Below are 25757 nucleotides of genomic sequence, written 5' to 3'. Positions count from 1 at the left end.
AGCGGTCAGTTGGGGGCCGGGTTTGTGGGGCTGGGAGTGCAGAAGTCCAAAGGTCGAGGCTCTAAGGGTCTACCACAGGCAAAATCACAGCGCCTCAACGCTCTTTCCTCCCCTTGACTGGTACAGCCCGAAGGGAGGGGGCGCCGCAAAGTAACGGGGGGTTCGCTGAAATCTCCAACGGCCCAACCCTTAGACCCTCGGCCTCAATCCACTTCACTGTCCGTCCCGCTCAGCCAGCCCGGTAACTCGGCAGGCTGGGCTTCATCCCAGAAGAAGGCGAATTCGCGGGCGTATCCGGCAGCGGCGGCGGGGGCCGTGGTCGCCAGCGTGTATTCGTTCAGGCCACGCGGCGTCCACGAGGAATAGTGCAGGTTCTGAGAACCCACCGTCAGCATCCTGCCGTCCAGCAGCATGGTTTTGGCGTGCACCGCCCCCGGATACCAGCGGGCTTCCAGGCGGTCTGCCACGCCGCGCCGTTCGAGTTCGCGGCGCAGTACGGCGAGGCCCACCCGGTTTTCCAGTCCCAGAAAGCCGTGTTCGTAGAGCAGGGCGCGAATCTGCACGCCCCGGCCAGCGGCGTCGGCCAGCGCCCGCATCCACGGTAGGGCGTCGTCAAAGGTACACAGGCCGGGATTCAGCAGCGCCAGATTGCAGCGCACGCCCATGCTGAACGACACGTGCATCAGGTCTATGGTCTGGGTGGACGCGCCGATCATGCCGAAGAGGGCGTCGTCAGCGGCCCGGAAGCCCTCGCGGCGGTACAGGCTGAACACACGCTCGCGGCCCTTCACGCCAATCTGAAGCTGGTCGGTGCCCTGCGGATGAGCGGCCTGGGCGGATTTTCCCAACTGGCAGGCCCGCCGCACAGCATCGGCGGTCACGTCTGGGGCACAGGTCAGCAGGCGGCTGCGTGTCCAGAGGTCGTCGAACACGTTCAGGCCATCGGCAGCGACGGGGCCACGCACCCGCACGGCGAGGTCGCGCACGTTGCCGCCGTGCGTGCCGTCTGGCGAGGCGGGCAGATGCAGCGGCCCCACGTTGAATCCCATCACGGTCAGGTCGGTGCCGTCTGTGACCAGCAATTTGGCGTGGCTGTGCGGAAAAGTGCCGATGTAGTTGGCGACTTCTACGCGCCATCTGTGGGCCGGATCGGACAGAGGAACGCCTGCCGCCAGCAGGTCTCGGGCCGCCGCATATACCTGTGGCCCCCATTCCAGGTTGGCCGCCACCGGAAAATTCCCCAGTGCAATCCTGACCGTCATTCCTCCTGAATAGGCCGCAGGTGTGGCCCGCACCCGCCGGTAAAGTTCGGCCAACCCCCCCGCCAGCACCGCGCCCGGCCCGCGCCCCGGATCGTCGTCCCACTCCATGACGGCAAACAGCACTTCACGCTTTGCGGCGGCCATCTGCGCGGCCAGACCATCAAAACCGCCGTGCGGGGTCGGGGGAAGGTCGCTGAAGGCCGGGTCGAGATCAGGCGTGTGCAGAAAGCCCAGAAAGGTATTGCCACACGAGAAATCCGGGCGACCATCCCGCGTGGTCACGCGCCAGGCGGCCAGTTCCAGCGGGTCGGTGGGTGCGCGGCAGCCCAGGCTGTTGCTCAGGTTGGGGCGCTGCGGTACAGCCAGCGGCACCGGGTTGGAAGGCCGCGACTGCACGAAATCCACCCCCGTCCGTGCCACAGTCCAGACCCCCGACAGCGACAGCAGCAGCACCAGCAGCGTGGCTACGACCTGTCCGTAGTGCGCCCGGTCTTGCTCGCCCCGGTCAGAGGCAGCGTCGATGCTGGCCGCGATCAGGAGGTCGCCCACCACCTGCCCCAGCGCCAGCACCCCGGCAAGTGCGGCCAACAGCACCCAGCCCCCACCGCTCAGGAGGTTAGGCACGCCCACCGCGCCCAGCCCAGCGCCTGCCAGGATGCCCACGGCCCCGAAGCCCAGCAGTCCTGCCAGCGCCGGACGCCACGCCAGCCGCGCCCGCAGGGTCAGCAGTCCCAGGACGCCGCCCGACAACAGGCCGTAGAGGGCCGCGACCAGAGCCAGTCCTGCCGTGAGTTGACCCGCGCCGAAGCTGTCTCCAAGCAGGCCGCCCCGGTAGATGCCTGCCAGACCCATCAGTGCGCCCACCGGCACGATCAGCAGGCCAGCGGTGGCCCCCGCCGCGACGCCGCCGCGAATCCGCGCCTGTGCCCGTGTGAGGCCCAGGCGGGAAATCGGCAGGGCGCGGGTAGACAGCGCTCCAGACAGACCGAAACCCACCATCACGCTCAGGAGGGCGGCCAGGGTACCCACAGCGCCCCGCACGTAGGGCTGTCCCGCCGGAATGAGGGCCAGAACCACCGACACCGCCCCCCGGGCCAGCAGCACCCCCACCAGCACGCCCACCACCGCAGAAAGGCTCAGGCGGCCCACCACAGACCAGGGACTGAAACGGGGAAAGAGGCGCATCGGGGGCAGAATACGGGAGGGGGAAGGGGGGATTCACTGGGGGGTGGGCCATGAGGCCTGAGCCGTTAAGCGCCCACCTTGCCGCACCCCCTCTGCTTTGCCCGGTCACTGTAGACCGGTCCGGCAGATCAGAGGCTATCTATGAGCGGCTTCGGCTCTTACCCCGAATCAATCCCCACACTCCCGCCGCCCTGCCCCGCGCTAGGCTGAACCGAATGCAGCACGACACGGCGGCCCGTTCCCCAGAAGCCACGCCCCCCGCAGATAGTCTCATGACCGATGTTCTGGTGGTGGGTGGCGGCCCGGCGGGTGTGGCGCTGGCCTCCGAACTGGCGGTGCGGGGCTTGCAGGTGCGGCTGGTGGCCCCCCATCTGCCTCGGCCCTTTGCACCGACCTACGGCGCGTGGCTGGATGAATTGCCCGCCTGGGCACGTGCCTGCACCGCCGATGTCTGGGCCGATGTCCGGGCCTATACGGGGCCGCACGCCACCTCGCTGACGCGCCCTTACGCCCTGCTCGACAATGCCGCGTTGCTGGACTCCATGCTGGCCCGCGCCGGAAAACACCTGATCTGGACGCAAGGCACGGTCATTCGCGCCGATCCTCGCTCCAGCCCCGGCGCGTTGCTATTGGCTCACGGCGCGGCGGGTGAGCGCTGGCCTGCCCGCGTGATCGTGGATGCGGGCGGGCACGGCGGCACCCTCACGCGGCCCACACATCCGGGCGGCGCGGCCCTGCAAACCGCTTACGGTATTACGGCTACCTTTGCCCGCCCGCCCAGCGCACCCGGCGCGATGGTCTGGATGGACTGGCGACAACCTCCATCCGCGTTGCCGGAGGCTGCGCCCACCTTCCTGTATGCCATGCACCTCGGCGGCGAGCGGTATTTTGTGCAGGAAACCAGTCTGGTGGGGCGTCCGGGCCTGACCCGCACCGAATTGGAAGCCCGCCTATACGCCCGCCTGAATGCAGCTGGCACGCCTCCCGGCCCCATAGAATTCACCGAGTGGGTGGCCTTCCCGATGAATACGGCGGCCCCCGACCCCGGCCCCGTGTTGGCCTTCGGGTCGGCGGGCGGGTTGGTGCATCCGGTCAGCGGTTTTCAGGTATCGGGGGCACTGGCCGATGCTCCGGCGGTGGCGCAGGCCCTAGCCGACGCCCTGCCCGACGGTGACGCGGCCACCCGCGCCGCGTGGCACGTCCTCTGGCCCCCCGAACGCCGCGCCGCCCGTGAACTGGCCCTGATGGGACTGGACGCCCTGCTCAGGCTCCCCGCCGACGGCCTGCCTGCCTTTTTCCAGTCGTTTTTCCGGCTGCCTGCCGCGCACTGGCACGCATTTCTGGCCCCGCGCACGCCCACGCCTGTGCTGGCCCGAACCATGCTGCGGGTCTTTGCCCACGCGCCCAACTCGGTGCGCCTGCCCTTGGTGGGGGCGGCGGTAGCGGCATCCGGCGTCAGTGTGCGGGCGCTGGGGTCGCTGCTGCCTCCGTTCAAGGCTTCTCTAAATGCCGCATTGACCCTTTTCCCGGCTGGCCTTCATGCGCGTGCCTCAGGCTCAGGTATGACCCAACCAGAGCAGAGCCAGCGTGAGGATCAACACGAAATTGTAGAGGACGGCATGCAGGGAGCCACCGGAAACGCTGACTCCAACGGCCTCGACCCCAACGTAGACCGGGAAGAGAAGCTGGATGAACTGCGCGAGAATCTGGCCGACATGACCCACGAAGAAGGCCAGCGGTTAGAGGAAGCCAAAGCAGAAATCGCTGAGAGGTAGGCGCAGCGTTTAATTTCCGGTGGGATTGGAACAACTTCTCTGTTCCTGATTCGCTTCCACTATTAGCCCCCCAGTCCCCGTTCTTGAAGGGGGCAGGGGGGGTTTAGTTGCACTGGGCAGGAGTGATCTTGCTGCATCCAGGCTTGGCTTTCTGGCTCACTTGAAGTAGCAATGCCCGTTCACGGCGTGGATGACGGCCTCACCTGGCTGGGGCAGGAACGATGTGAGGGGTGTCGTTGCCCTTTGCACAGCCTGGATCAGCTTATCTCCAGTGCTCTGTCCAGCGCCGCCAGCATTTCTGCCACCTCTGCCTCCGAAATACTCAGTGGCGGCCCCAGCAACAGATGATCGCCCCGCACGCCGTCCACTGCGCCGCTGCCGGGATAAGTGATCAGGCCGTGTGCGCGGGCGGCGGCGGCCACACGTTCGGCCAGACCGGGTGTCGGGAAGGCTTCCCCGGTGGCCGGATCGCCCAGCACCAGGCCCAGCAATAGCCCCTGCCCCCGCACCTCCAGCACGGCTGGATGTCTGGCTTGCAGGTCTTGCAGTCCGGCCAGCAGTTGTGCGCCGCGCTGTTGTGCCGCTGCGACCAAGCCTTCTTGCTGCACGATGTTCAGCACGCTGAGGCCCGCCGCCACGCTGACCGGGTGGCCCGCGTAGGTAAAGCCGTGCTTGAATGCGCCGCTGCCGCCTATTACGGTGCGGTAGATGTCGGGGCTTGCCATCAGTCCGGCCAGGGGCGCGTAACCCGCCGCCAGCCCTTTGCCCAGCACCACGATGTCGGGCGTCACCTCACCGCCGAGGCGCACGGCCAAGGGTACGCCGCATCTGCCCATGCCGCTCATGACCTCATCGGCAATCAGCAGCACGCCGTATTCACGGCAGATGGCGTGCAGGCGTGCGTGGTAGCCCGCCCCCGGCGACAGCGCCGCATCCGACGCGCCCACCACAGGTTCCACCATCACCGCCGCCACCGTATTGGGGGAAGCCGCTTCCAGCACAGCCCGCAGGCGTTCGGCGTCAGCCTCCCCGCTCAAAGTGGGGTCGGGCTTGGGCATTTTGGGCCACGCGTCCTCGCGCATCAGGGGCAGATACAGGCTGCGGCGTGCGCCCATGCCGCTGGCTGCCAGCGCCCCCAACGAGGCCCCGTGATAGCTGGGAATCCTCGTCACGATCTTGAACCTCGCCGTGTCGCCCCGCTCGGCGTGATACTGCCGCGCCAGTTTGATCGCGCTTTCGGTGGCCTCCGACCCGCCCGAGACGGCCCAGAACCGGAACTCGGGCAGGTCCAGAAAAGCCGCCAGTCGAGCAGCGTATTCCTCCAGCACCGGCGACGTGAACTGCGATCCGTGTACAAAGGCCAGAGTGTGGGCCTGCGCCGCCATCGCCCCCCCCACCTCGGCCCGCCCATGCCCGATATTGGCGACCAGCGCCCCCGAACTGCCGTCCAGATAACGCCTGCCCTCCGAGTCGTACAGATACACGCCCTCACCCCGCACGGCCAGCGGATAAGCCTTGCTGGAGCGGTAAAAGACGTTGGACGTGGTGGGCTGAGTGGGTTGGTCGGCGGGAGTCGCGGCAGTCTGGGTCATGGTTGGGGGCCTTTTTGGGAAGAGAATGGGGTTGGAAGGTGAACCCCCCCGTTGCTTTGCAACGCCCCCCCTCAAGGGGAGGACAATGGCTCTTGCGCTCACCTCAAGGGGGGCTGGCTGCAAAGCAGACTGGGGGGTTTGCCCGCTTCACCACGTATCGCCGCCCCCCGCCGGAGGCCAAGCCCCCAGCGCCTGCCGCACGGTCACGATCTGCCCGAAGTGGTGCACGGTGTGCAGGGCCATATCGGCCAGCAGCTCTCCGATGGTTTCTTCATGGTTCACGGGGCTGGCAAGGTCGGGGCGGGCGGCGTGGGGGTCGATGCGGGCCAGAAGTTCATAGAACTCGTTGCGGATGCGGCCCCAATCGGCAGGCTGCACGGCGGGCCAGGTTTCGGCGGCGTGGGCGGGGTAGGGCTGGGCGCGGCCTTCCTCGATAATTGCCAGCATCCAGCGGTTCCACCAGTTCACGTGCGCCACCAGTTCGGCCACGCTGTGCGGCAACCGGTCCGGGCGCTGGCAGGCGATTTCAGCATCCAGACCCGATAAGGTTGCTTCTACCCCCACAAACGCCTGCCCGCCCCGAAACAGCTTGGGCAGCAGGCGGGCAAAGGCGATCTGGGCGCGTTCAAAGCGGTCTGGGGTGGAGGCGTCGGTCATGGGCACAGTTTAGGTTGTGGGTGATGGGTTGTAGGCGGTTCTAAGGGGCAAGGCAAGATGTCTCTCCTGACCTTCCCACTCCTCATGTCCCACACCCCAATCAGTATTTCTGAGCCACCGTTTTGGTCTGCAAAAACCAGAACAGATAATCTGGGCCGCCGACCTTGGCGTTGGTGCCGCTCATGCCGTAGCCGCCAAAGGCGTGCGTGCCCGACAGTGCGCCCGTGCATTTGCGGTTGATGTACAGGTTTCCCACGTGCATTCGCCGCCGTGCCTCATTGATCTTGTGGGGATCGCGGCTGTAGAAGGCGGCGGTCAGGCCATATTCCGAGTCGTTGGCAAGCTCGATGGCGTGCTGCCAGTCGCGGGCGCGGGTGAAGGCCAGCACCGGGCCGAAGATTTCCTCCTGAAACAGCGGATCGCGGGCGTCCACATCGGCAAAGATGGTGGGGGAGACGTAGCCGCCCTCCAGAGGGGTGCCCTGTGCGTCCGTCACTTCGGGCCGCTCGCCACCCAGCACCAGCCGCGCCGTGTGCCGTCCAGCTTCGATGGCGCGGTGAATTCGCTCGGCACTTCCGGCATGAATCACGGGACCGATAGGCGCGTTGCTTTCCGGCAGGCCCACCTTCAGGCCACGTGCCAGCTCAGTTACGCGGTCCAAGAGGGCGTCGTACACGCTGTCTTCGGCAATGACCCGGCTGCACGCGCTGCACTTCTGGCCCGCGTAGCCAAAGGCTGCCTGCACGATGCCCACTGCGGCGGCTTCTAGATCGCCGTCAGCGCACACCACCGTCGGGTCTTTGCCGCCCATTTCGGCAATTACGCGCTTGATCCAGCGCTGCCCCGGCTGCACTTTGGCGGCGCGTTCCACGATACGGCAGCCGATTTCCTTGCTGCCCGTGAAGGCGATCATGCGGACCTGTGGGCTGTCTACGAGGGGATCACCCAGTACGTCGTCGGTTCCGGTCAGAAACTGCACCGTGTCTCTGGGGAGGCCCGCCTCGAACAGGAGTTCCAGCATCAACAGGCTCGACAGCGGCGTTTCGGAGGCCGGTTTCCAGATCACGGTGTTGCCTGCCGCCAGTGCGCCCAGCGCCATGCCCAGCGGAATGGCACTCGGAAAATTCCACGGGCTGATGCACACCACCACGCCCAGCGGCTCATAGATGGTGGTCACATGTTCGTCGGGCATGGGGTATACGGGCTTGCCCTCGGCCCAGCGCAGGGTTTCGCGGGCAAAGACTTCAAAGTGATCCACCGATTCGGCCACTTCGCCGTCGGCCTCGGCCCAGTTCTTGCCGTTTTCCAGCGTCATCACGGCATTGAATTCCATGCGACGCGCCTGCAGCAGTTCGGCGGCCCGCTTAAAAATGCTGGCCCGCTGAAAAGGATCTGAAAAGCGCCACGTTTCAAAGGCCTGTTGCGCGGCGGTCAGGGCATCGTCGCGCTGCTCGGCGGTGGCTTTGGGAAAGCGCCAGACCACTTCACGCGGGTCGGCGGGGTTGCGAACCTCGTAGGAATCGCTACCCTCGACTCTCTGGCCGCCGATATACAGCGGGAAGGTGCGGCCCACGTACTGCTGGCGCACCCGCGCAAAGGCGTCTCGCTGCTTCTGCGCGATATCGGGCTGGGCAAAGTTATGGTACGGCTCGTGTTCAAACGGCAGAAAACCTGCCAGCAGGTGTGCGGTCATAAATGCCCCCTTTTGGGTGGTGCTACGTGGTGCGATTGGTCTGGGGCAGAGGCTAACACGCGGCCGCCAGGTCTACAAAACCCCTCGCAGACGACAAATTTTGAAAGTCATGTTCCGTACATCCTGAGATCGTTCAAGCATAATGACCTGGCAAATGTAAGCTTGAGCAGATGAAGGTGGCTTAACCCAACGTGTTTGGAACTCAGCAGTGTTAACCTGACAAGCAGAACAGATAGAGACCGCGGGCCAACTATTCGTCCGGCAGTCATGTTCCACTTACGGAACCAAAGGCCTCGTGCCCAGGAGACAACATGCTTGCCGTACCCAATGCGCCTGACGGAACTCATCCGGTCAGTAGTTACAGGATTGATATGAATAACCCTGACGACCCCTACCGCTTCGATGTTCAGATTGTCGATCAATGGTACCGGGTACAGACGCAGTCTCTGAGCGACGTGTTGGTGTTGGTGAATGTGCTTCAGCGCCCTCCCGTGATCGTGATCGACGGCTGGATCATGGGCAGCAATCTGTCCTGAACTGACAAGTCTGTGCCCAGCCGCTACGCTGTAGGCCATGACGACAATTCGGGTGCAGGCTGATGTGATCGTGGTGGGCGCGGGGCTGGCCGGGTTGGTGGCCGCTGCCGAGGCCGCCGATGCGGGCGCACGGGTCTTGCTGCTGGATCAGGAAGGCGAGCAGAATCTGGGCGGTCAGGCGTTCTGGTCGTTTGGCGGCCTGTTTATGATCGATACGCCCGAGCAGCGACGGCTGGGCATCCGCGACAGCCCCGAATTGGCACGGCGCGACTGGCAAAATACCGCCACATTCGACCGCCCCGAAGACCATTGGCCCCGGCGCTGGGCCGACGCGTACCTCGATTTTGCCGCCGGAGAAAAGCGGGCTTGGTTGCACGGCATGGGCGTGCGCTGGTTTCCGGCTGTGGGCTGGGCCGAACGCGGCGGTCAGGGCGCGGCTGGCCCCGGCAACAGCGTGCCGCGCTTTCACGTCACCTGGGGCACGGGACCAGGGGTACTGGAACCCTTCGTGCGGCGGGTGCGGGCACACGCACAGGCCGGAAAAATCACCCTACACTTTCGTCACCGGGTGCGTGCCCTGACCGTCACCGATGGCGTGGTGGTGGGCGTTTCCGGCGACCTGCTGGAAGCCTCGGACGTGGCACGCGGCGAGCCTTCCTCGCGGGTGGTGGTGGGCGATTTCAGCTACGGCGCGGGCGCGGTGGTGGTCACGTCGGGCGGAATAGGCGGCAATCAGGAATTGGTGCGCCGCAACTGGCCCACAGAGCGGCTGGGCGCGGCTCCGACCTTTATGGTCTCGGGGGTGCCGCAGCACGTAGATGGTCAGATGCAGGCCACCGCACAGGCGGCGGGAGCCAGCCTGATCAACCCAGACCGGATGTGGCACTACACCGAAGGGTTGCGGAACCCGAATCCGGTATGGCCCCAGCACGGCATCCGGGTGTTGCCCGGTCCCAGCAGTCTGTGGCTCGATCCCCACGGTGTGCGCCTGCCCCACCCGCATTACCCCGGCTTCGATACGTTGGGCACGCTGTCTCACATCACGCGCAGTGGGTATCCGTATACGTGGTTTGTGCTGAACCGCCAGATCATCCGCAAAGAGTTCGCGCTTTCCGGTTCAGAACAGAACCCCGATCTGACCGGCAAAAACATCGGCCTGACCCTGCGGCGGGTGGCGGGGGTGCAGGCTCCGGTGCAGGCGTTTATGGATCACGGGGAAGACTTCGTGGTGCGCCGTACCCTGCCCGAACTGGTGGCAGGCATGAACGCGCTGGCAGGCAACGACCTGCTGAGCCTCGCCACGGTGCAGACCCAGCTTGAAGATCGCGACGCCCAGACCCACAACAGGGCCGGAAAAGACCCGCAACTGGCGCTGGTGCGCGGCGCACGCGCCCTTGCCGGAGAACGGCTGGTGCGCGTGGCCCCACCTGCTCCGATCCTTGACCCGGCGCATGGCCCCCTGATTGCCGTCCGGATGAATATCCTGACCCGCAAGACGTTGGGAGGCCTGGAAACCGATCTTCAGGGCCGGGTGCTGCGGGCGGGCGGCGAAGTTTTTCCGGGCCTGTATGCCGCTGGAGAGGTGGCAGGCTTTGGCGGAGGCGGGATGCACGGCTACCGCTCGCTGGAAGGCACGTTTCTGGGCGGCTGCCTGTTCAGTGGCCGGATCGCGGGGCGGGCGGCGGCAGGGCGGGGATAGCAGAGGCGTCTCAGGACTGAGGGTCGAAGAGTCCAGAGAAAGCCACCGACCTCACTGGGTACAGCGTTCTAAAAACGTACACCCCAAACCACCGCCTAGAATTCACGACCTCCATGCTTTTCCCACTCCCTACTTCCCACTGACCACTCACCATCTACTTCAGGTACGGCGCGAACCGGGCCAGCGTGCCCGCATCTGGCGCAGAACTGCGGGTCAGGCGGTTGCCCGCGAAAGCCAATAGAAGCCGCTCACCTGCTTTTCCTGCTGTCGCACCTGCCGATGTTTTCAGGTTGTAGGGGCCGCCCAGCAGCGTTTGCATGGTCTGACTGTCGAAGACCAGCACCGTGCCGGACAGGGCCGGAGTGGTGGCCTTCACGCCGCCCGTCGCGGCCACAAAACCTGTTTTCACGTACAGCGTGACTTTGTTGGCGCTCACGCCTTTGAGCCTCGCGTCGGCGTAGGTCACATTGCCAGTAGCGGTCAGGGTTCCGGCCTTCAGATCGTAGGTCATGTTCTGCGCCCGTAGAGTGCCGCCCTGCCGCGTGGTCAATGTGGCGTTCTGGGCCTTCAGCGCAGTGCCGGGGCTGAGTTGCATGGCAGAGGCCACCAGTTTGATTCCTCCCCGGTTATCGGTGGCGGTGCCGCCCTGAGGCAATTCGGTTGCGCCCGTTTCCAGATTCAGCGTCTGGGGGCCGCGCGGGGTCACGGTCAGGCCGCCGAAGGTCACCGCCTGCGCTGTGCTCAGGCCAAGGGCCACCAGCGTCAGGGCGAATGTTCTGGAAGGAATAAGCACCCCTGTACCTTACTGCCCCGGCCATAAGCGGCGTGAGGACGAATGTCAGACTGCGTTCAGACTGTTCTCTTTTTTCATTCAGCTTAACTGCTTAACCTTAAAGCAATCTTTAGGGCGGTGGCTTCCCCCCAGCAGTGTGGAGTTTGAACAATTTAAGGTTGTACAAACCTTGTACAGTCTCTTTACAAAGGCACGGCAGCCTGACCGTCTGGACCCACCAGCGGCCCCGCCGTCCTCACCCCCAAGGAGCGCGTCATGGCCCTGTATCCGTCCAACCCGATGAGCACCACCGCCAGCATGCTACCCAGCGCCCTCGATCTCCGTAGCCGCCCAATTCGGCGGGGTGACACGCTGTACTACGCGGGCGATCAGGCTCCCACGCTGTACCGGGTCGAAACTGGGCTGCTGCGGGCCGTGCGCCTCACGCCCCAGGGCCGTAACCTGACTGTACGCCACATGCGTCCCGGCGACATTTTTGGCGAAGAGACCCTGCACGATCAGCCGCGCAGCCATCAGGTCATGGCTCTGACCGACGCCACCATCACGCCCATTCATTTGCAGCACCTCACGGGCGCAGAACTCTGGGAAGTGACGCGCAGCCTCAGCACGCAACTCCAGCGCGTGATGAACGATGGCGTCCATATTCAGGACGGCGAACTGCGCGAACGCATTGCCCGTTACCTCCTGAATCTGGCCGATTCCAGCCTTGGCGGAACCCACCCCGACAATCTGCGTTTTGTCCGTGCCACACACGAACTGATTGCCGAGGGCACCGGAGCCACCCGCGAAAGCGTGAGCAAACTGATCGGAGAAATGCGCGACGACGGCCTTCTGACGCCCGCCTACCGCTGCCTGACCCTGACCAATGAGAAAGAACTGCGTGCTTTGAGCGGGTATCACGGGTAAAACCGTGAGTAGCAAGTAGTCAGTGGGGGAAAGAGGAAGGCAGGGCACAGAGATGGGGTGCCCTGCCTTCTTCTTTGGGTAAAACCAATTCCTCAAAGGTGAACGCAAGAGTTGTTGTCCCCACCTCTAAGGGGGGGCGTTGCGTGAGCAACGGGGGGGTTCGCCCACAACCTCAGCCCACATCCCACGGCCCATAACCCCTCTACAATGCGCCCAATGCGGATTAGACTTGACCCTTGGCCTGTAGATATAGAGGGTGGGCAACTCGCCCTGACGCCCTTCGAAGGCGCTTTGATCGATATAGAAACGCCGCGTTGGGCGGCTGTGGCAGCCCGTCCCATTCCCGAGCGGCTGGAGCGGGTGTATGTCGTGGACGGCAAGCGGCGCATGGAATCCCGCGTCTTTATCGAGGATGACGACGGCGCGGCGGGCATGGGCGGCTTTGGGGCGTATGTGGTAGGCGCGGTCAGTCTGTGCCCGCACGGCACGCGGCCTGCCGAGCTGACCGACGTAAAGGCCATGCGGATGCTGGCGCACGCGCCGGGGCTGCGGCTCGATCCCTGCACCCTCTCGCCCCGCGACCCACACACCGGAACCCTGCTGTATCAGCCGGTAGAAAACACGACTTCCGATCCACTGGCGGCGCTGCACACGCTGCAGCAGACGATGTTGGCTGCCGAACAGCAACTCTCGCACGGGTACGCTTCGGCGGTGCCGATAGACGAACAGGATGACCGCGAATGGTTGACCACCCTGAGCGTACAGGACGGCACCCTGCGCGGCAAAAACCTGTACGGCGCGGTGGTGGGCTGCGTGAAGACCATCCAGACCATGTACCTGCCCCCGGACCGCGCCTCGCTGCTGGCCGAACTGAAACCCGGCGAGCGCACGCCGATTTTGCACATGCAGTACAACAACAAAACGGTCACGCGCTTTATCTGGTACGTGCGGCTCAGCGAGGCGGCGTTTTATCAGCACCCCATGAGCGGCGTGATGCGCCTCGAAATGTACGCACCCGACGAACCCGATTTCCTGCCGCCCATCGTCAGGCAGGTGGCGAACCTGAGCGGTAACCTGCTGCTGAGACTGGGCAGCCACGCCCACAAAGACCCCCGCGCCCCGCAAAACCTGATTCCCACAGCGGCGCTGGAACAGGCCATGGCCCGCAGCATGGGCAGCGCCGATCTGGTCACGCGCCGGATTCGGGCGCACATTGCCCGCACCTTCGATCCGGCGGTGTTGGCATGATAAGGATTCCGATTGAACACCGTGCTTTTCGGTGTTCAATTCGAGCAGAGCGAGTAGGAAAAGAGACGGATTCCGGGAGATGGACGGACAGTCGGTGGGGTTCCGACTGTACGGGAATCATACGGAATTCGTATGACCGGTCTGAAACAGGTACTCGTATGAAGGTACTCGTATGAAGCTGATCACGCCGCCCCGTCCAATTGGAATGGTGCTGGGCACCGAGGACGCCACCCCCACCATCTTCTGGTTCGCGGTGACGCCCGGTTCCAGCGTGCAGCTCGATGATCTGGTGGTGGTGCAGACCCACAAGCCCGACGGCCAGCCCGTCAACTTTTATGGTCTGGTGGACAGCGTACGCAAACGGCATGAAGGCATTGCCTTTGAATCCGATGTGGCCGATGTGGTGGCCGGAGTGCTGCCCGCCGCCGTCAGTTACGCCGCACGCGTGCTGGTCACTCGGGTCAGCCCCGAAGACTTTATCCCGCCCCAGCCGGGGGATCTGGTGGCCCACGCACGCAATGAGGCACTGCACATGGCCCTCAGTGCCGACAAGATGGAGGAAGCCGCGTTTCCGGCGGGCCTGCTGGCCGATGGGCAGACCCTGCCGCTCAACTTCCGCTTCATCAACGGCGAAAGCGGCGGCCACATCAACATTTCCGGTATCAGCGGGGTCGCCACCAAAACCAGTTACGCCCTGTTTTTGCTGCATTCCATCTTCAGAAGCGGCGTGATGGACCGGGTCGCGGCCAAAAGTGGCGGCCAGATGGCGGGCACGGCGGGTGGGCGGGCCATCATCTTTAACGTGAAGGGCGAGGATCTGCTGTTTCTGGACAAGCCCAACGCCAAAGTCGTGGACCGCGAGGAAAAAGCCCGCCTCGGCAAAGGCTTTGATACAGACCGGTACAGCATGCTGGGCCTGCCCATGACCCCCTTCCGCGACGTGCAGTTTCTGGCCCCGCCCCGTGAGAGCGCGGTGGGCGGCGTGATCGTGCCGCACGTAGACCAGCGTTCCGAGGGCGTCACGCCGTTCGTGTTCACCCTGCGCGAATTTTGCCTCGGGCGGATGCTGCCCTACGTATTCAGCGACGCGGGCGGCAGCCTGAATCTGGGCTTCGTGATCGGCAACATCGAGGAAAAACTGTTCAAGCTGGCGCAGGCCCAGAAGGACAACAGCGCCGCGCTGCACGTCGAGGACTGGCAGGCCGAACCCGATCAGATCATCGACGAGGGACTCAGCTTTGATGAACTCGGCAAAACCCGCATTCAGACCTTTTCGCAACTGATTTCCTATCTCGAATACAAGCTGCTGGAAGAAAACGATGGTCTGGGCGACAAACGCTGGGTGCTGAACCAGAATCAGGGCACCCTGCGGGCCTTCACGCGCCGCCTGCGTGGAGTTCAAAAAACCCTGACGCCACTGGTGCGCGGCGACCTGACGCCTCTACAGGCCGAACAATTCCGGCCCAACCTGATTCGCGGCCCGCACCAGCTCAGCGTCGTGGATATTCACAACCTGTCTGGCCCCGCGCAGATGTTCGTGGTGGGGGTGCTGCTGCGCGACCTGTTCGAGCACAAGGAAAAAAACGGGCGGCAGGACACGGTTTTTGTGGTGCTGGACGAGCTGAACAAGTACGCACCCCGCGAGGGCGGCGGCCCCATCAAGGACATTCTGCTGGACATTGCCGAGCGTGGCCGCAGCCTCGGCATCATCCTGATCGGGGCGCAGCAGACTGCCAGCGAAGTGGAGCGCCGCATCGTCTCCAACGCCGCCATCCGCGTGGTGGGCCGCCTTGATCTGGCCGAAGCCGAGCGGCCCGAATACCGCTTCTTGCCCCAGAGTTTCCGGGCGCGGGCAGGCATCCTGCAACCCGGCACGATGCTGATTTCTCAGCCGGATGTGCCCACGCCGTTGCTGGTCAATTACCCGTTTCCGGCGTGGGCCACCCGCAAAGATGAGGTGGACGATCTGGCGGGGCGGCCTGTGGAGGAGGTCGGGGAAGATTGGTTGCGGTGAAGAAGTGCTGAAGCTTTAGGGTGAATTTGGCTGGGTTTTGGGGCTTGTCCCATGGTTTTCCCCCACCCCCCAGCCCCCGCCCCCAAAGGGGTCAGGGGAGTGTCGCTCCGCTGAGGAGGAGTGATCTTGTCGTACTCAGACTTGGCTGAATCGTCCCCTTGAAGCTGAATCGCCAGTTCATTCCGAAATGGAATTGGCCCGCGCGTTGCACGCACGACGGCCTCACACGGACTTGGGCGGGGACGATTTGGGGTGGCGGTGTCGGGGTGGTGTTTGCTCCTCCCTCAAGGGGGGGCATTGCAAAGCAATGGGGGGGTTCGTCCCTGCCACCCGTTACGCCTGTTAGGGCAGGAGCGATGAGAGGGTTTTCGCTCCTTCTCCCTTTACACCCAGACCGCTTCCGGCTCCAGCCCCTCTGCTGGCGCTTTTCCGGCTTCCAGACCGCTGTTTTGTACCGTTTGCACCGGCTTCAGGCTCATGTCGTGGTGGCATTTGATCTGGCAGGAGAGGCGCACGCCGCCCGCTCCGCCGATCTGCATTCCCTTCTCGGTCAGTTTGTCCTGTTCGGCCTGCGTGATGGCTTCCGGTTCGCCCGCGCTGAATTCCACGCGGCAGGTGGTGCAGCGGGCCACGCCGCCGCAGCGGTGCAAAATGTCCACGCCGCCGCGCTCCAGGGCCAGGACCAGGCGTTCGCCTTCGTTGGCCTGTATTGTTCCGTAACCGTCTACTGTGAGCTGAATCATGGAGCCAATCTACTGGACTGGGCGTGAATAACCTCCACGATGGCCTGCGCTCCCGCCCCGATCTGGGCCACCGTCAGGCCGCCGTAGCCCAGCACCAGGGCTTGCTGCGCGGTTTCTCCTGCCGTAAAGGGCCGCAGCGTGCCCACAAAAACCCCGCGCACGGCGAGGGCGGCGGCCACCGCCTCGGCCTTGAGCGGTGGGGTCAGGTGCAAGCAGGCGTGCAGGCCCGCCTCGATTCCGCCCAGATGGGCCAAAGGCTGGGTTCCTTCGGTCAGCGGGGACAGGGCTGAGGCCAACGCCGCCTGCTGTTGCCCATGCCAGCGCCGCGCCCGCCGCACATGGCGGTCAAGGTGGCCCGCCAGAATAAAATGGGTCAGGGCGTCTTGCGTCACCGTGTTGTGTCCGGCGTCGGCCAGCACCCGCGCCCGCTCCAGCGCAGGCAACAGGGCGGGCGGCGTCACCAGAAATCCGGTGCGAACCGCTGGCGTCAGCACTTTGCTCAGGGTGCCCAGATACAGCACCCGGCCTCCACCCGCGCTTTCCTCATCCAGCGCGGTCAGGGGCGGCAGCGGCGGCGCTCCGTAGCGGAATTCGCCGTCGTAGTCGTCTTCTACAATCAGGGCGTCGTGCTGACGTGCCCATTCCAGCAGCGCCAGTCGCCGGGGCACGCTCATCCTCACGCCCAGCGGGTACTGATGAGAGGGCGTGACCACCGCCAGCCGCGCCGGGGGTAGGTCGTCGGTGATCAGGCCGTTGTCGTCTACAGGCACAGAAACCACCGTGTGGCCCGCGTCCAGCAGCACCTGCCGCGCTGCCCGGTAGCCCGGATTCTCGAACAGGATGCGGCTGCCGCGTGGCAACAATCCCGCGATCAATCCCAGCGCACTCAGGCTGCCCGCCGTCACCATCAGGCGTGCCGGGTCTACGCTCAGCCCCCGCGAACGCGCCAAAAATGCAGCGAGCGCCACCCGCAGCGGCCATTGCCCCGCCGCTGGGCCGTAATCGCCGCCCGGTGGGGTGCGGGTCGCCGCCTGCCACGCCGCCCGCCAGGCCCGCCCATCCAGCAGGTGCGAGGCGGCCACACCGGGTTTAAAGGAGATGCCTTCCAGACGTTGCCCCGAGTCCACCGGAGCGGGCGGCGGCACAACGAACCATGCAGGCAGGGCCGCCGCCGTGGGCGTGTTGGATGGGCGGGCGGCTCCCGTCGCCACGCGCATTCCCACCCCCGGTACGGCGTCCAGCACGCCTTCTGCGGCCAGCTCTGCCAGCGCCAACGTCACCACGCCCCGCGTCATGCCCAGCGCCCCAGCCAGTGCCCGCGATCCGGGCAGCACCACGCCCGCCGCCAGTGTGCCAGACGTGACCCCAGCCCGCAGTTGGGCCGCCAGTTGCAGGTGCAGGGCGTCCGGGCCTTGGCGGTCTAGTGTCAGGGCCAGCGGAAGATTTGCCAGTAAAGGTGGACCTGTCTTTTTTGCCAATCGCGGTACTGTTGGGGGGGCCACCATTTGGATAGTGTACGGGCATGAAGGATGACCTGTGATGCCCCCTGACCCAGCGTTGACCCTTAACCCGGTGGTGACCACTTCAAGGCTTTCTGGTGCTGACACCTCCGGGGTGGCCCTTCAGGATGCCCGGCAGCTCATCTCGGTTCCCGGTTTTCTGGAAGTCTTTCGGCGGGGAAGCCTCAGCGTAGAGCTGTATTGCCCCCGCCATCACGACCCGCAGACGCCGCATGCTCAGGATGAGTTGTATGTCGTGATCAGCGGCTCCGGTCAATTCTTCTGCACCGGAGAACGCCGAGCCTTTGGGCCGGGCGACCTGTTGTTTGTGGCGGCAGGTCAGGACCACCGCTTCGAGGCATTCAGCGACGATCTGGCCGTGTGGGTCATCTTTTACGGGCCGGATGGGGGAGAGCGTGCACCAGAACGGACGGTGCTGGGCCAGATGTTTGCCGAACGGGGTTCAGTGTGACCCGCACCATCGGCCTGCTGGTCTTCGATCAGATCGAGGTGCTGGATCTGGGCGGCCCCTTCGAGGTGCTGAGTGTGGCTTCACGGTTGGCCGAGCGGGACGGCGAGCCGCAGCCCTTCCGGGTGTTGCTGATCGCGGCACAGCCGGGGCCGATTGTGGCGCGGGGCGGGTTGCGGGTGCTGCCTGACCTGCTGCTGGAGGAAGCCCCCCGATTGGATGTGCTGATCGTGCCGGGGGGCGTGGTAGACGCGGTGGCCGCCGATCAGCGCGTGACCGACTGGGTGCAGGAGCAGGCCCGACAGGTCGAGCTGCTGGCCTCGGTGTGTACGGGGGCCTTCGTGCTGGCCGGAGCGGGGCTGCTGAACGGCCTGAAGGTCACGACCCACTGGGAAGATCAGGCCGATCTGGCGCGGCTGTTTCCGGCCCTGAGTGTGGTGTCGGGGGTGTCCTGGGTGGATCAGGGGCGGGTCGTGACTTCTGGGGGCATCAGTGCAGGCATAGATATGACCCTGCATCTGGTGGAGCGGCTGCATTCCCGCGCCCTGGCCGAACGCACGGCGCGGCAGATGGAATACCGCTGGACAGAGGCGGGCATATGATACGGATTCCGATTAAACACCGTGCTTTTCGGTGTTTAATTCGAGTGAAACGAGTAGGAACAAGTACGGGCTACGCGTTATGGAGCCGCAAGCGGTGCTTTCCCGATTGTGGCGGAATTAAGCGGAGTCCGTATGACTGACCGTGTGATCCACGCTCTCGGCCCCGCGCAGGCGGGTTTGGCCCTGTCGGCCCTGCGCGAACTGCGGCCTCACGCGCCCGCTCTGGCAACTGCCGAAGCCCTGGCCGCTCACCTGCATGCCGTAGCGCCGGAAGGCTACCGCTTGGCCGGAGCCTTTGAATCTGGGCGTGAAGATGCCGTAGCCGTCGCGGGCTACCGGATCATGAATACCCTGGCCTTTGGCCGAATCCTGTACCTCGACGACCTGTCTACCCTGCCTGGGGCGCGGGGCCGGGGGCATGCAGGCGCACTTCTGCACTGGCTGGAACCCGAGGCGCGGCGGCTGGAGTGCCGGGCGCTGCATCTGGATTCGGGTGTGGGGCCACACCGCTTTGCTGCCCACCGCCTCTACCTGAAAGCGGGATTCAACATCACCTGCCATCACTTTGAAAAGGAATTGAAGGAGCTGTCTTGACTGCCAACTATTACGACCCCCGCACCCGTGACCCCAGCCTCAGCCGCCGCCCCAACAATCGCCGCGACGATGACTGGATTCGGGCGCTGCTGGCCCGCGTGCGCGTAGGCCGGATTTCCACCGTGTGGGTGGGCGACGACGGCGAGGCGTTTCCCTTCATCACACCGCTGGCCTTCGCCTACCGACCCGAACACCACGACATCGTGTATCACACCAATATCGCCGGACGGCTGCGGGCCAACACCGAGCAGGGCACACCCGAGCCGACCCGCGCCACCTTCGAGGCGTCCGAACTCGGGGCGCTGCTGCCCAGCAACGATCCTCTGGAATTGTCGGTGCAGTACCGCAGCGTCATCGCGTTTGGCACGGCCAGAGTCCTGACCGATGAAGCCGAGGCCCGCGCCGCCCTGACGGTCATGTCCGAGCGGGTATTTGCGGGCCTTCAGATCGGACGCGATACCCGCCCCGTTTCGGGCAGCGATCTGGCCCGAACCTGCGTGTATGCCCTCAGCATTACCCACTGGAGCGGCAAGGAAAACTGGCAGCCTGCCGCCACCCAGACTGCCGACTGGCCGTCCCTCATTCCTGAACTGGCCCGCCTGAATCCGGCCCAGGATTGACCTGCGCTGACCTGCACAGGACTAACCTTCTTCCACTTTGTCCGCCCCCGACGACTTACACTGAGCAGTAACTAGAGCAAGGCTCCACGAGGAGGTCTTATGACCGTACAAGATCCCATCCAGACCGAAACCAATACCGCCCCTTCCAACTGGCTCAGCGCCGAAAATCGCCATGACAGCGGCGTGTACAGCAAGCATCAGGTCGTCATGGTGCGCGGCAAGGGTTCCAACGTCTGGGACGAGCATGGCCGCGAATACATCGACTGCGTGGGCGGTTACGGCGTGGCGACCATCGGTCACAGTCACCCCGACGTGGTGCAGGCCATCCGCGATCAGGCCGATACGCTGCTGGTCATGCCCCAGAGCCTGCCCAACGACAAGCGGGCCGAGTTCCTGACCGAACTGGTCAGCGTGCTGCCCGAGGGTCTGGACCGTGTGTTCCTGTGCAACAGCGGCACCGAGGCGATGGAAGCGGCCAAAAAGTTTGCCATTACCGCCACGGGCCGCCAGCACTTCGTGAGCATGAAGCGCGGCTTCAGCGGGCGTTCGCTGGGAGCGTTGGCCCTGACCTGGGAACCCAAGTACCGTGAACCCTTCGGCGAGGCGGTAGACAACAAAAACGTGTCGTTCGTGACCTACGGCAACATCGAAGAATTGCGAGCGGCCATCACCGAAGACACCGCCGCAGTCATTCTGGAACCCGTGCAGGGAGAAGGCGGCGTGCGTCCGGCCAATGCCGAGTTTATCCGTGCTGCCCGCCAGATCACCCGCGAAAAGGGTGCGCTGCTGATCATGGACGAAATCCAGACCGGATTTTGCCGCACCGGAAAAATGTTTGCTGTAGAGCACTTCTGCGCCGAATCCTGTCAGGATGCCGATGGCATTCGCTGCGGTTGTCAGGTCGCAGAAAACTGCCTGGTCAAACCCGATGGAATGACGCTTGCCAAGGCAATGGCGGGCGGCGTCCCTATCGGCGCATTTGTCATGACAGGCGAGGTAGCTGACAAGATGCCCAAGGGCGGCCACGGCACCACCTTTGGCGGCAATCCCCTGAGCATGGCTGCCGGAGTCGCGGCCATCCGCGCCATGAAGAACGAGGGTATGGCCGAGCAGGCCCGCGTGAAGGGTGAATACTTCATAGAAAAGCTGCGGGCCATCGCCTCGCCCAAAATCCGTGAAGTACGCGGTTTGGGCCTGATGATCGGCGTGGAACTGAAAGAAAAGAGTGCGCCCTACATCGACGCGCTGGAGCATCAGGAAGGCGTGTTGGCCCTGCAAGCGACGCCGCTGGTCGTCCGCTTCCTGCCTCCGGTGGTCATCACCACAGAGCAGATCGATCAGGTCGTCGCCGCCTTTGCGCGTGTGCTCGACAGCGTCAATCCCCGCGCCGAGCGTGTGGCTCAGTTGTCAGAAGCACGGTCGGCAGAGCAGCAGGCCCCGGACAAGCAGACTGAGTAACCCCTCTATCAACTAGCACAGCATCAAGCAGGACAGCCCCGCCTCCCCAGGCCCGCTGTCCTGTTCACTTGCCGCCCTTTTGACTGCACCCTTCATACTTGTCACTCAACCAGTTCAGGTCTGCTGCCCCGCCACTTGGCTGATGTTCAGCAGGTCCCAAGCGTGTAGCGTGCATGATATGACGGTGACTGCTCCCATTTCTTCTGAATCGATTCAAACCGCACTTCCCCCACCCGGCCCGGTTCTCTCGCCTGCCCGCGAGATGGCGAGTATTGCCGTGCCTGTCAGTCTGGAGATGGTGCTGCAATTGGTACTGACGTTTGTGAATCAGGTCATCGTGGGCACGCTGGGGGCGGTGGCAGTGGCAGCGGTGGGCCTCACGGGCAGTGTCAGTTTCATGTTCTTCGTGACGCTGGGGGCGCTGGGTTCGGGCACCAGCATTCTGGTGGCGCGGCGGGCCGGGGCGGGCGATCAGGCGGGCGTGAACGGCACGCTGACCATCGCGCTGGGCGTCAGCTTTCTGCTGGCGGGGCTGTGTACGGTGCCCATCGTGCTGGGTGCGGGGCCGTTGTTGCGGCTGGCGGGCGGCGCAGCAGATGTGACCGCCACGGCCATTCCATACATGAAAGTGATGATGCTGGCGCTGGTGCCGGGGGTCATCGGCTGGATTCTGAGCGGGGCCTTGCGTTCCCTGGGACACGCCCGCACGCCGATGGTCGCCACCATGATCACGGTGCTCATCGAAAGCCTGATCGCCTACGGCCTGGTTTTCGGTGTGGGGCCGCTGCCTGCTTTGGGCGTGGTCGGCGCAGCCTGGGCCATCGTCATTGCCCAGACGCTGAAGGCCCTGCTGCTGGGGTATCAGGTTTATGGACCGCGCCATCTGGCCGCGCTGGTGCTGCCTGCCCGTGCTGCCTGGCGCGGCATTGCTGGCCCGCTGCTCACGGTGGCCGCGCCGCTGGCTTTCACCGAATTTGCGTGGAGCCTTGGCGGATTCATGTACGCTGCCGTTTTTGCCCGTGTGGGCACGGTGGCGTTGGCGGCCAGCCAGATCGTCATGACCCTGGAGGGCGTGTTCATCGTGGGCAGCTTTGGCCTGATGAGCGCCGCCACCGTTCTGATTGGCCGCTCTCTGGGAGCCGGAGACGCCCCCGGTGCTGTGGCCTGGCTGCGCCGAATCACCCATGCGGGCCTGCTGACGGGCGTGGGCTTTGGCCTGCTGTTTGCCCTCAGTGCGCTGCTGCTCTCGCCTCTCTTCCCGGCAGTGGGTCAGGAAGTGCGTCACATCGCCTTCTTTGGCATCCTGATCAACGCGGCCACACAGGTCTTCAAGGTTCGCAACATGATCGTGGGCGGCGGTGTGCTACCCAGCGCAGGCGACGGCAAAGGCGTGATTCTGGGCGACGTGGTGGGCGCGTTCGTGGTCGGCCTGCCGCTGGCGATCTGGTTGGGCCTCTATACCCCGCTGGGCGTCTGGGGCGTCTTTTTGGCACGCGGGCTGGAAGAAATCATCAAAGTCATCATCTTTGAAATCCGCCGCCGCCGCATCAACTGGCCCAAGCTCGCGCAGGAGCAACAGGGTAAAGAGGTGGTCAGCGGGCACTGATTGGGGTGTGGGACGTGGGGTGTGGGCAGAGCGGAGAACAGGCCCTTGTCCTCCCCTTTAAGGGGGGGCGTTGCGTTAGCAACGGGGGGGTTCGGTTGAGGGGTTGACAACCTCGGTAAGAATCAAGAACAAAAGCAGGCGACCCGTTACAAGGTCGCCTGTCTTTGTTCTTCGCTTTTCTCTACACTTCCAGCGTTTCGCGGAGCTGCTTCACGCTCACGTCTTTGGCGCGGGCGTCGAGGGCCACTGCGCCGTCTCTGAGGGCCACCACACGCTGACCCAGATGCAGGGCCTCATCGAGCTGGTGGGTCACGAAGACCACCGTAATCTTCTGTTGCCACCAGATGCCCAACAGTTCGTCGGCCAGAGAGGTGCGGGTCTGTACATCCAGAGCGCTGAAAGGTTCATCCAACAGCAGCAGCCCCGGCTGGGTCGCCAGTGCGCGGGCGAGGCTGACGCGTTGGCGCTGGCCGCCCGACAGTTCGTGAACGCGGCGTTCGTCGTATCCACTCAGGCCCACCTGCCGCAGGGCGTCGGTGGTTCGGCTGGTGCGCTCGGCACGGGGCAACCGCTGGCTTTCCAGGCCAAAAGCCACATTGCCCGCCACAGTGCGCCACGGAAACAGGGCCGCTTCCTGCTGTACCAGAGTCAGGCGGGGGTGCGGCCCGGTGATGGGCGTGTCGGCCAGCAGAATCTGACCCTGCTGCGGCCTCAGGAATCCGGCCAGCAGAGACAGCAACGTGCTTTTGCCACTGCCGCTCGGCCCCACCACGCACAGGAACTCTCCGGCATCTACCTTCAGGTTCAGTGGCCCAACGCCTGCTTTGGCGGCAGCAGACTCGGCGCGGCGGCCTGCATAGCGGTAGCTGACCCCATCGAGCGTCAGGCTGGCTCCGCGTCCATTGGCGGTGCGGGGGGTGGACTGGGCCTGAGTCTCCATCGTGGCTGTCATGATTGCACCTCCAGGCCGTAATCGCGTCGCACTCTGCCTTCTATGGCCCGTAACACGGTATCGAACAGCCCGCCGATGATGCCGATGATGATGATGGTGCCCAGCACGAGGCCCACATTGGCGGTATTGCGGCCCACTTCCAGTTGCTCTCCGAGGCTGGCGACCCCGGCAATCAGGAGTTCACCGCCGACCAGCGCCCGCCAAGCGAAGCTCCAGGCGGTGCGGAGTCCGGTCAGGATATTGGGCAAAGAGGCAGGCAGCAGCACGCGCAAGGTGAGACTCAGCCCGCGTGCGCCGAGGGTACGGCCTGCCACGCGCAGGGCAGGCGATACGTTCAGCAGCGCCCCCGATACCGCCAGCGCCACTGGAATAAAGCCTTCCAGAATGACCACAAATAGCACGGCGCGTTCGTTGAGGCCCAGAAACAGGATGGCAAACGGCACGAAGGCGATGCTGGGCACGCTCTGGATGCCGGTGAGATACGCACCCAGGGTGGTTCGCAGCGGCAGCCACGCGCCCATCAGCAGCCCCACGACGCCCCCCAACACGACCGCGATCACGTATCCGGTCAGGACTCGGCGCAGGCTTCCGCCAATGGCGCTCAGCAACTTACCGTCCTGCGGGCCAGTCCCGAACAGGCCGTATTCGATTTCCTTCCAGACGGCGCTGGGGCTGGGAAACACGTAGGGCGGATAGAGCTTGAGAACATCCGTGACCAGCCACCACACGCCCAGAATCAGGATCAGGCCCAGAAGTTGCCAGCTCAGCACCCGCCAGCGGGAAGGCTGACCGGATGTCAGGCGGGGAAGTTCCGTGGGGCGCGTCGTCATGTTATTTCTTCAGGAACTGCGAGAGATCGGGGGCGGTGCGGGCGTATCCGGCTTCCACGTTCAGGGCCGAGTAGTCCTTCAGCGCCTCCAGATCAAGCGCGGTGGTAAAGCGCGTGCGGGCAAAAGCACGCTGCATCACGCGGGGGTCGATCTTGGCCCCGGTCAGCTTGAGCAACTGGGCATTCACAGCCGCCTGCGCCGCCGCTGGACTCTTGTTCAGAAAGGCCACCGCGTCGGTGTGCGCTTTCAGGAACGCGGCCACGAGTTGCGGGTTGGCCTGTGCAAACTTGGTGTTCACGATCACGATGGTCGTGGGGTATTTGCCGTCGCGCCACACGGTTTTTTCGTTGCCGATGATGCGGTGACCCTGAGCTTCCAGAACCGCGCCCCAGGGTTCGGGCACCAGCGTGGCATCCACCCGCTTGGCTGCAAAAGCCGCAGCGATATCGGCGGGCGCGATTGGAGTAATCAGCACGGTGCCGCCGTCCGTCTTCGACTTCAGGGCATTCTCGTTCAGGATGTGGCGCAGACTGATGTCCTGCGTATTGCCCAGACTGGGCACGGCCACGTTTTTGCCGCTGAGGTCTTTGTAGCTCTTGATGGGGCTGTCTTTGCGGGCCACCAACACCGCGCCCGCCTCGCTTGCCCCTGACAGAAACTGAATGGGCATTCCGCGCCCCGCAGCGTTGATGGCTGGGCCGGGGCCGACATAGGCGATATCAATTTGTCCCGCCGCAAACGCCTCAGTCAGCGTGGTGCCCGATACGAATTCTTTGGGATCAAGTTTGACGGCCCCAAACGCCTTCTGAAAGGTGCCGCGCTCCAGGCCCACCAGGGCAGGCGCATGCGTCAGATTGGGGAAAAAGCCGAGGCGAACGCTGGTGGCCGCCTGTGCATGGGCATCAGGAGACAGGGCGACGGCCAACAGTAGCGGGGCGGCGAGGGTCAAAAAACTTCGTTTGGTGGGGGTCAGATGGGGTGTCATAAAGGTTCCTCCAGAAGTGGTGAGGGCAGTGAACACGCT

General features: G+C 64.5%; 22 protein-coding genes. 12 read left to right on the top strand and 10 right to left on the bottom strand.

All coding sequences use genetic code 11. The annotated features are described in order from the left end of the window. Positions 1–203: 203 nt before the first annotated feature. The gene (locus F561_RS0101055; RefSeq protein WP_019008079.1) at positions 204–2447 is read right to left on the bottom strand and encodes a phospholipase D-like domain-containing protein; all 2244 of its coding nucleotides are present in this window, start codon (positions 2445–2447) and stop codon (positions 204–206) included. Positions 2448–2662: 215 nt separating this feature from the next. On the opposite strand from F561_RS0101055, the gene F561_RS24465 reads away from it, so the two are divergent. Then, positions 2663–4222, top strand: coding sequence for a lycopene cyclase family protein (locus F561_RS24465; RefSeq protein ID WP_019008078.1), 1560 nt, complete (start codon positions 2663–2665; stop codon positions 4220–4222). 257 nt (positions 4223–4479) lie between these two features. Here F561_RS24465 and F561_RS0101045 read toward each other — a convergent pair whose 3' ends face one another. The 3 genes from F561_RS0101045 to F561_RS0101035 all read right to left on the bottom strand — a co-directional run bounded on the left by F561_RS0101045 (position 4480) and on the right by F561_RS0101035 (position 8164). Next, positions 4480–5814 carry an aminotransferase family protein gene (locus F561_RS0101045; RefSeq protein ID WP_019008077.1) on the bottom strand — a complete coding sequence of 445 codons (1335 nt, stop codon included), beginning with the start codon at positions 5812–5814 and terminating at the stop codon, positions 4480–4482. A 147-nt stretch (positions 5815–5961) separates the two neighbouring features. After that, entirely contained in the window at positions 5962–6471 is a 510-nt protein-coding gene (locus F561_RS0101040; RefSeq protein ID WP_019008076.1) for a DinB family protein, read from the bottom strand. A gap of 100 nt (positions 6472–6571) precedes the next feature. Continuing rightward, a complete protein-coding gene (locus F561_RS0101035) occupies positions 6572–8164 on the bottom strand; it encodes an L-glutamate gamma-semialdehyde dehydrogenase (protein WP_019008075.1) in 1593 nt (530 codons plus the stop codon). Positions 8165–8535: 371 nt separating this feature from the next. Here F561_RS0101035 and F561_RS28535 point away from each other — a divergent pair, with 371 nt between their 5' ends. Then, on the top strand, positions 8536–8700 hold the full coding sequence (locus F561_RS28535) for a hypothetical protein (protein WP_019008074.1): 165 nt from the start codon (positions 8536–8538) through the stop codon (positions 8698–8700). Positions 8701–8737: 37 nt separating this feature from the next. Continuing rightward, positions 8738–10399: an FAD-binding dehydrogenase gene (locus tag F561_RS0101025; protein WP_019008073.1), complete on the top strand. Its 1662-nt coding sequence runs from the start codon at positions 8738–8740 to the stop codon at positions 10397–10399. Positions 10400–10553: 154 nt separating this feature from the next. On the opposite strand, the gene F561_RS0101020 is transcribed toward F561_RS0101025, so the two are convergent. Beyond that, positions 10554–11192 carry a hypothetical protein gene (locus tag F561_RS0101020; protein ID WP_019008072.1) on the bottom strand — a complete coding sequence of 213 codons (639 nt, stop codon included), beginning with the start codon at positions 11190–11192 and terminating at the stop codon, positions 10554–10556. A 279-nt stretch (positions 11193–11471) separates the two neighbouring features. Here F561_RS0101020 and F561_RS0101015 point away from each other — a divergent pair, with 279 nt between their 5' ends. The 3 genes from F561_RS0101015 (at position 11472) to F561_RS0101005 (ending at position 15360) form a co-directional block, all read left to right on the top strand. Continuing rightward, the gene (locus F561_RS0101015; protein ID WP_157451456.1) at positions 11472–12098 is read left to right on the top strand and encodes a Crp/Fnr family transcriptional regulator; all 627 of its coding nucleotides are present in this window, start codon (positions 11472–11474) and stop codon (positions 12096–12098) included. Positions 12099–12305: 207 nt separating this feature from the next. Then, positions 12306–13346, top strand: a complete 1041-nt coding sequence (locus F561_RS0101010; RefSeq protein WP_157451440.1) for a nuclease — start codon at positions 12306–12308, stop codon at positions 13344–13346. Between the two features lie 172 nt (positions 13347–13518). Continuing rightward, positions 13519–15360, top strand: coding sequence for an ATP-binding protein (locus F561_RS0101005; RefSeq protein WP_019008069.1), 1842 nt, complete (start codon positions 13519–13521; stop codon positions 15358–15360). Between the two features lie 383 nt (positions 15361–15743). Here the strand turns inward: F561_RS0101005 and F561_RS0101000 are convergent, their stop codons facing one another. Together F561_RS0101000 and pdxR are read right to left on the bottom strand one after the other, a co-directional pair. Then, entirely contained in the window at positions 15744–16103 is a 360-nt protein-coding gene (locus F561_RS0101000) for a 2Fe-2S iron-sulfur cluster-binding protein (protein ID WP_019008068.1), read from the bottom strand. Continuing rightward, positions 16100–17608 (bottom strand): MocR-like pyridoxine biosynthesis transcription factor PdxR, encoded by a 1509-nt coding sequence (gene pdxR, locus F561_RS0100995; RefSeq protein WP_026298496.1) that lies wholly within the window; start codon positions 17606–17608, stop codon positions 16100–16102. Before pdxR ends, F561_RS0101000 begins: the two co-directional genes overlap by 4 nt. A 34-nt stretch (positions 17609–17642) precedes the next feature. On the opposite strand from pdxR, the gene F561_RS0100990 reads away from it, so the two are divergent. From F561_RS0100990 to F561_RS0100965, 6 genes are all read left to right on the top strand, one after another. Next, a complete protein-coding gene (locus F561_RS0100990) occupies positions 17643–18074 on the top strand; it encodes a cupin domain-containing protein (protein ID WP_157451439.1) in 432 nt (143 codons plus the stop codon). Continuing rightward, the gene (locus F561_RS0100985; protein ID WP_019008065.1) at positions 18071–18673 is read left to right on the top strand and encodes a DJ-1/PfpI family protein; all 603 of its coding nucleotides are present in this window, start codon (positions 18071–18073) and stop codon (positions 18671–18673) included. Before F561_RS0100990 ends, F561_RS0100985 begins: the two co-directional genes overlap by 4 nt. A gap of 132 nt (positions 18674–18805) precedes the next feature. After that, positions 18806–19267 carry a GNAT family N-acetyltransferase gene (locus F561_RS0100980; protein ID WP_019008064.1) on the top strand — a complete coding sequence of 154 codons (462 nt, stop codon included), beginning with the start codon at positions 18806–18808 and terminating at the stop codon, positions 19265–19267. After that, positions 19264–19887: a pyridoxamine 5'-phosphate oxidase family protein gene (locus F561_RS0100975; RefSeq protein ID WP_019008063.1), complete on the top strand. Its 624-nt coding sequence runs from the start codon at positions 19264–19266 to the stop codon at positions 19885–19887. Before F561_RS0100980 ends, F561_RS0100975 begins: the two co-directional genes overlap by 4 nt. 99 nt (positions 19888–19986) lie before the next feature. Beyond that, positions 19987–21345, top strand: coding sequence for an aminotransferase class III-fold pyridoxal phosphate-dependent enzyme (locus tag F561_RS0100970; protein ID WP_019008062.1), 1359 nt, complete (start codon positions 19987–19989; stop codon positions 21343–21345). A gap of 178 nt (positions 21346–21523) precedes the next feature. Next, positions 21524–22951, top strand: a complete 1428-nt coding sequence (locus F561_RS0100965) for an MATE family efflux transporter (RefSeq protein WP_019008061.1) — start codon at positions 21524–21526, stop codon at positions 22949–22951. A 181-nt stretch (positions 22952–23132) separates the two neighbouring features. Here F561_RS0100965 and F561_RS0100960 read toward each other — a convergent pair whose 3' ends face one another. The 3 genes from F561_RS0100960 to F561_RS0100950 are packed head-to-tail and all read right to left on the bottom strand — an operon-like array spanning position 23133 to position 25718. After that, positions 23133–23903: an ABC transporter ATP-binding protein gene (locus tag F561_RS0100960; protein ID WP_019008060.1), complete on the bottom strand. Its 771-nt coding sequence runs from the start codon at positions 23901–23903 to the stop codon at positions 23133–23135. Beyond that, positions 23900–24733: an ABC transporter permease gene (locus F561_RS0100955; protein WP_019008059.1), complete on the bottom strand. Its 834-nt coding sequence runs from the start codon at positions 24731–24733 to the stop codon at positions 23900–23902. The genes F561_RS0100960 and F561_RS0100955 overlap by 4 nt, the downstream gene beginning before the upstream one ends. Before the next feature lies 1 nt (position 24734). Beyond that, a complete protein-coding gene (locus F561_RS0100950; protein ID WP_019008058.1) occupies positions 24735–25718 on the bottom strand; it encodes an ABC transporter substrate-binding protein in 984 nt (327 codons plus the stop codon). Positions 25719–25757: the final 39 nt, after the last annotated feature.

Source organism: Deinococcus aquatilis DSM 23025 (assembly GCF_000378445.1).
GTDB classification, from domain to species: Bacteria; Deinococcota; Deinococci; order Deinococcales; family Deinococcaceae; genus Deinococcus; species Deinococcus aquatilis.
This window is presented reverse-complemented; position numbering and strand designations above follow the sequence as displayed.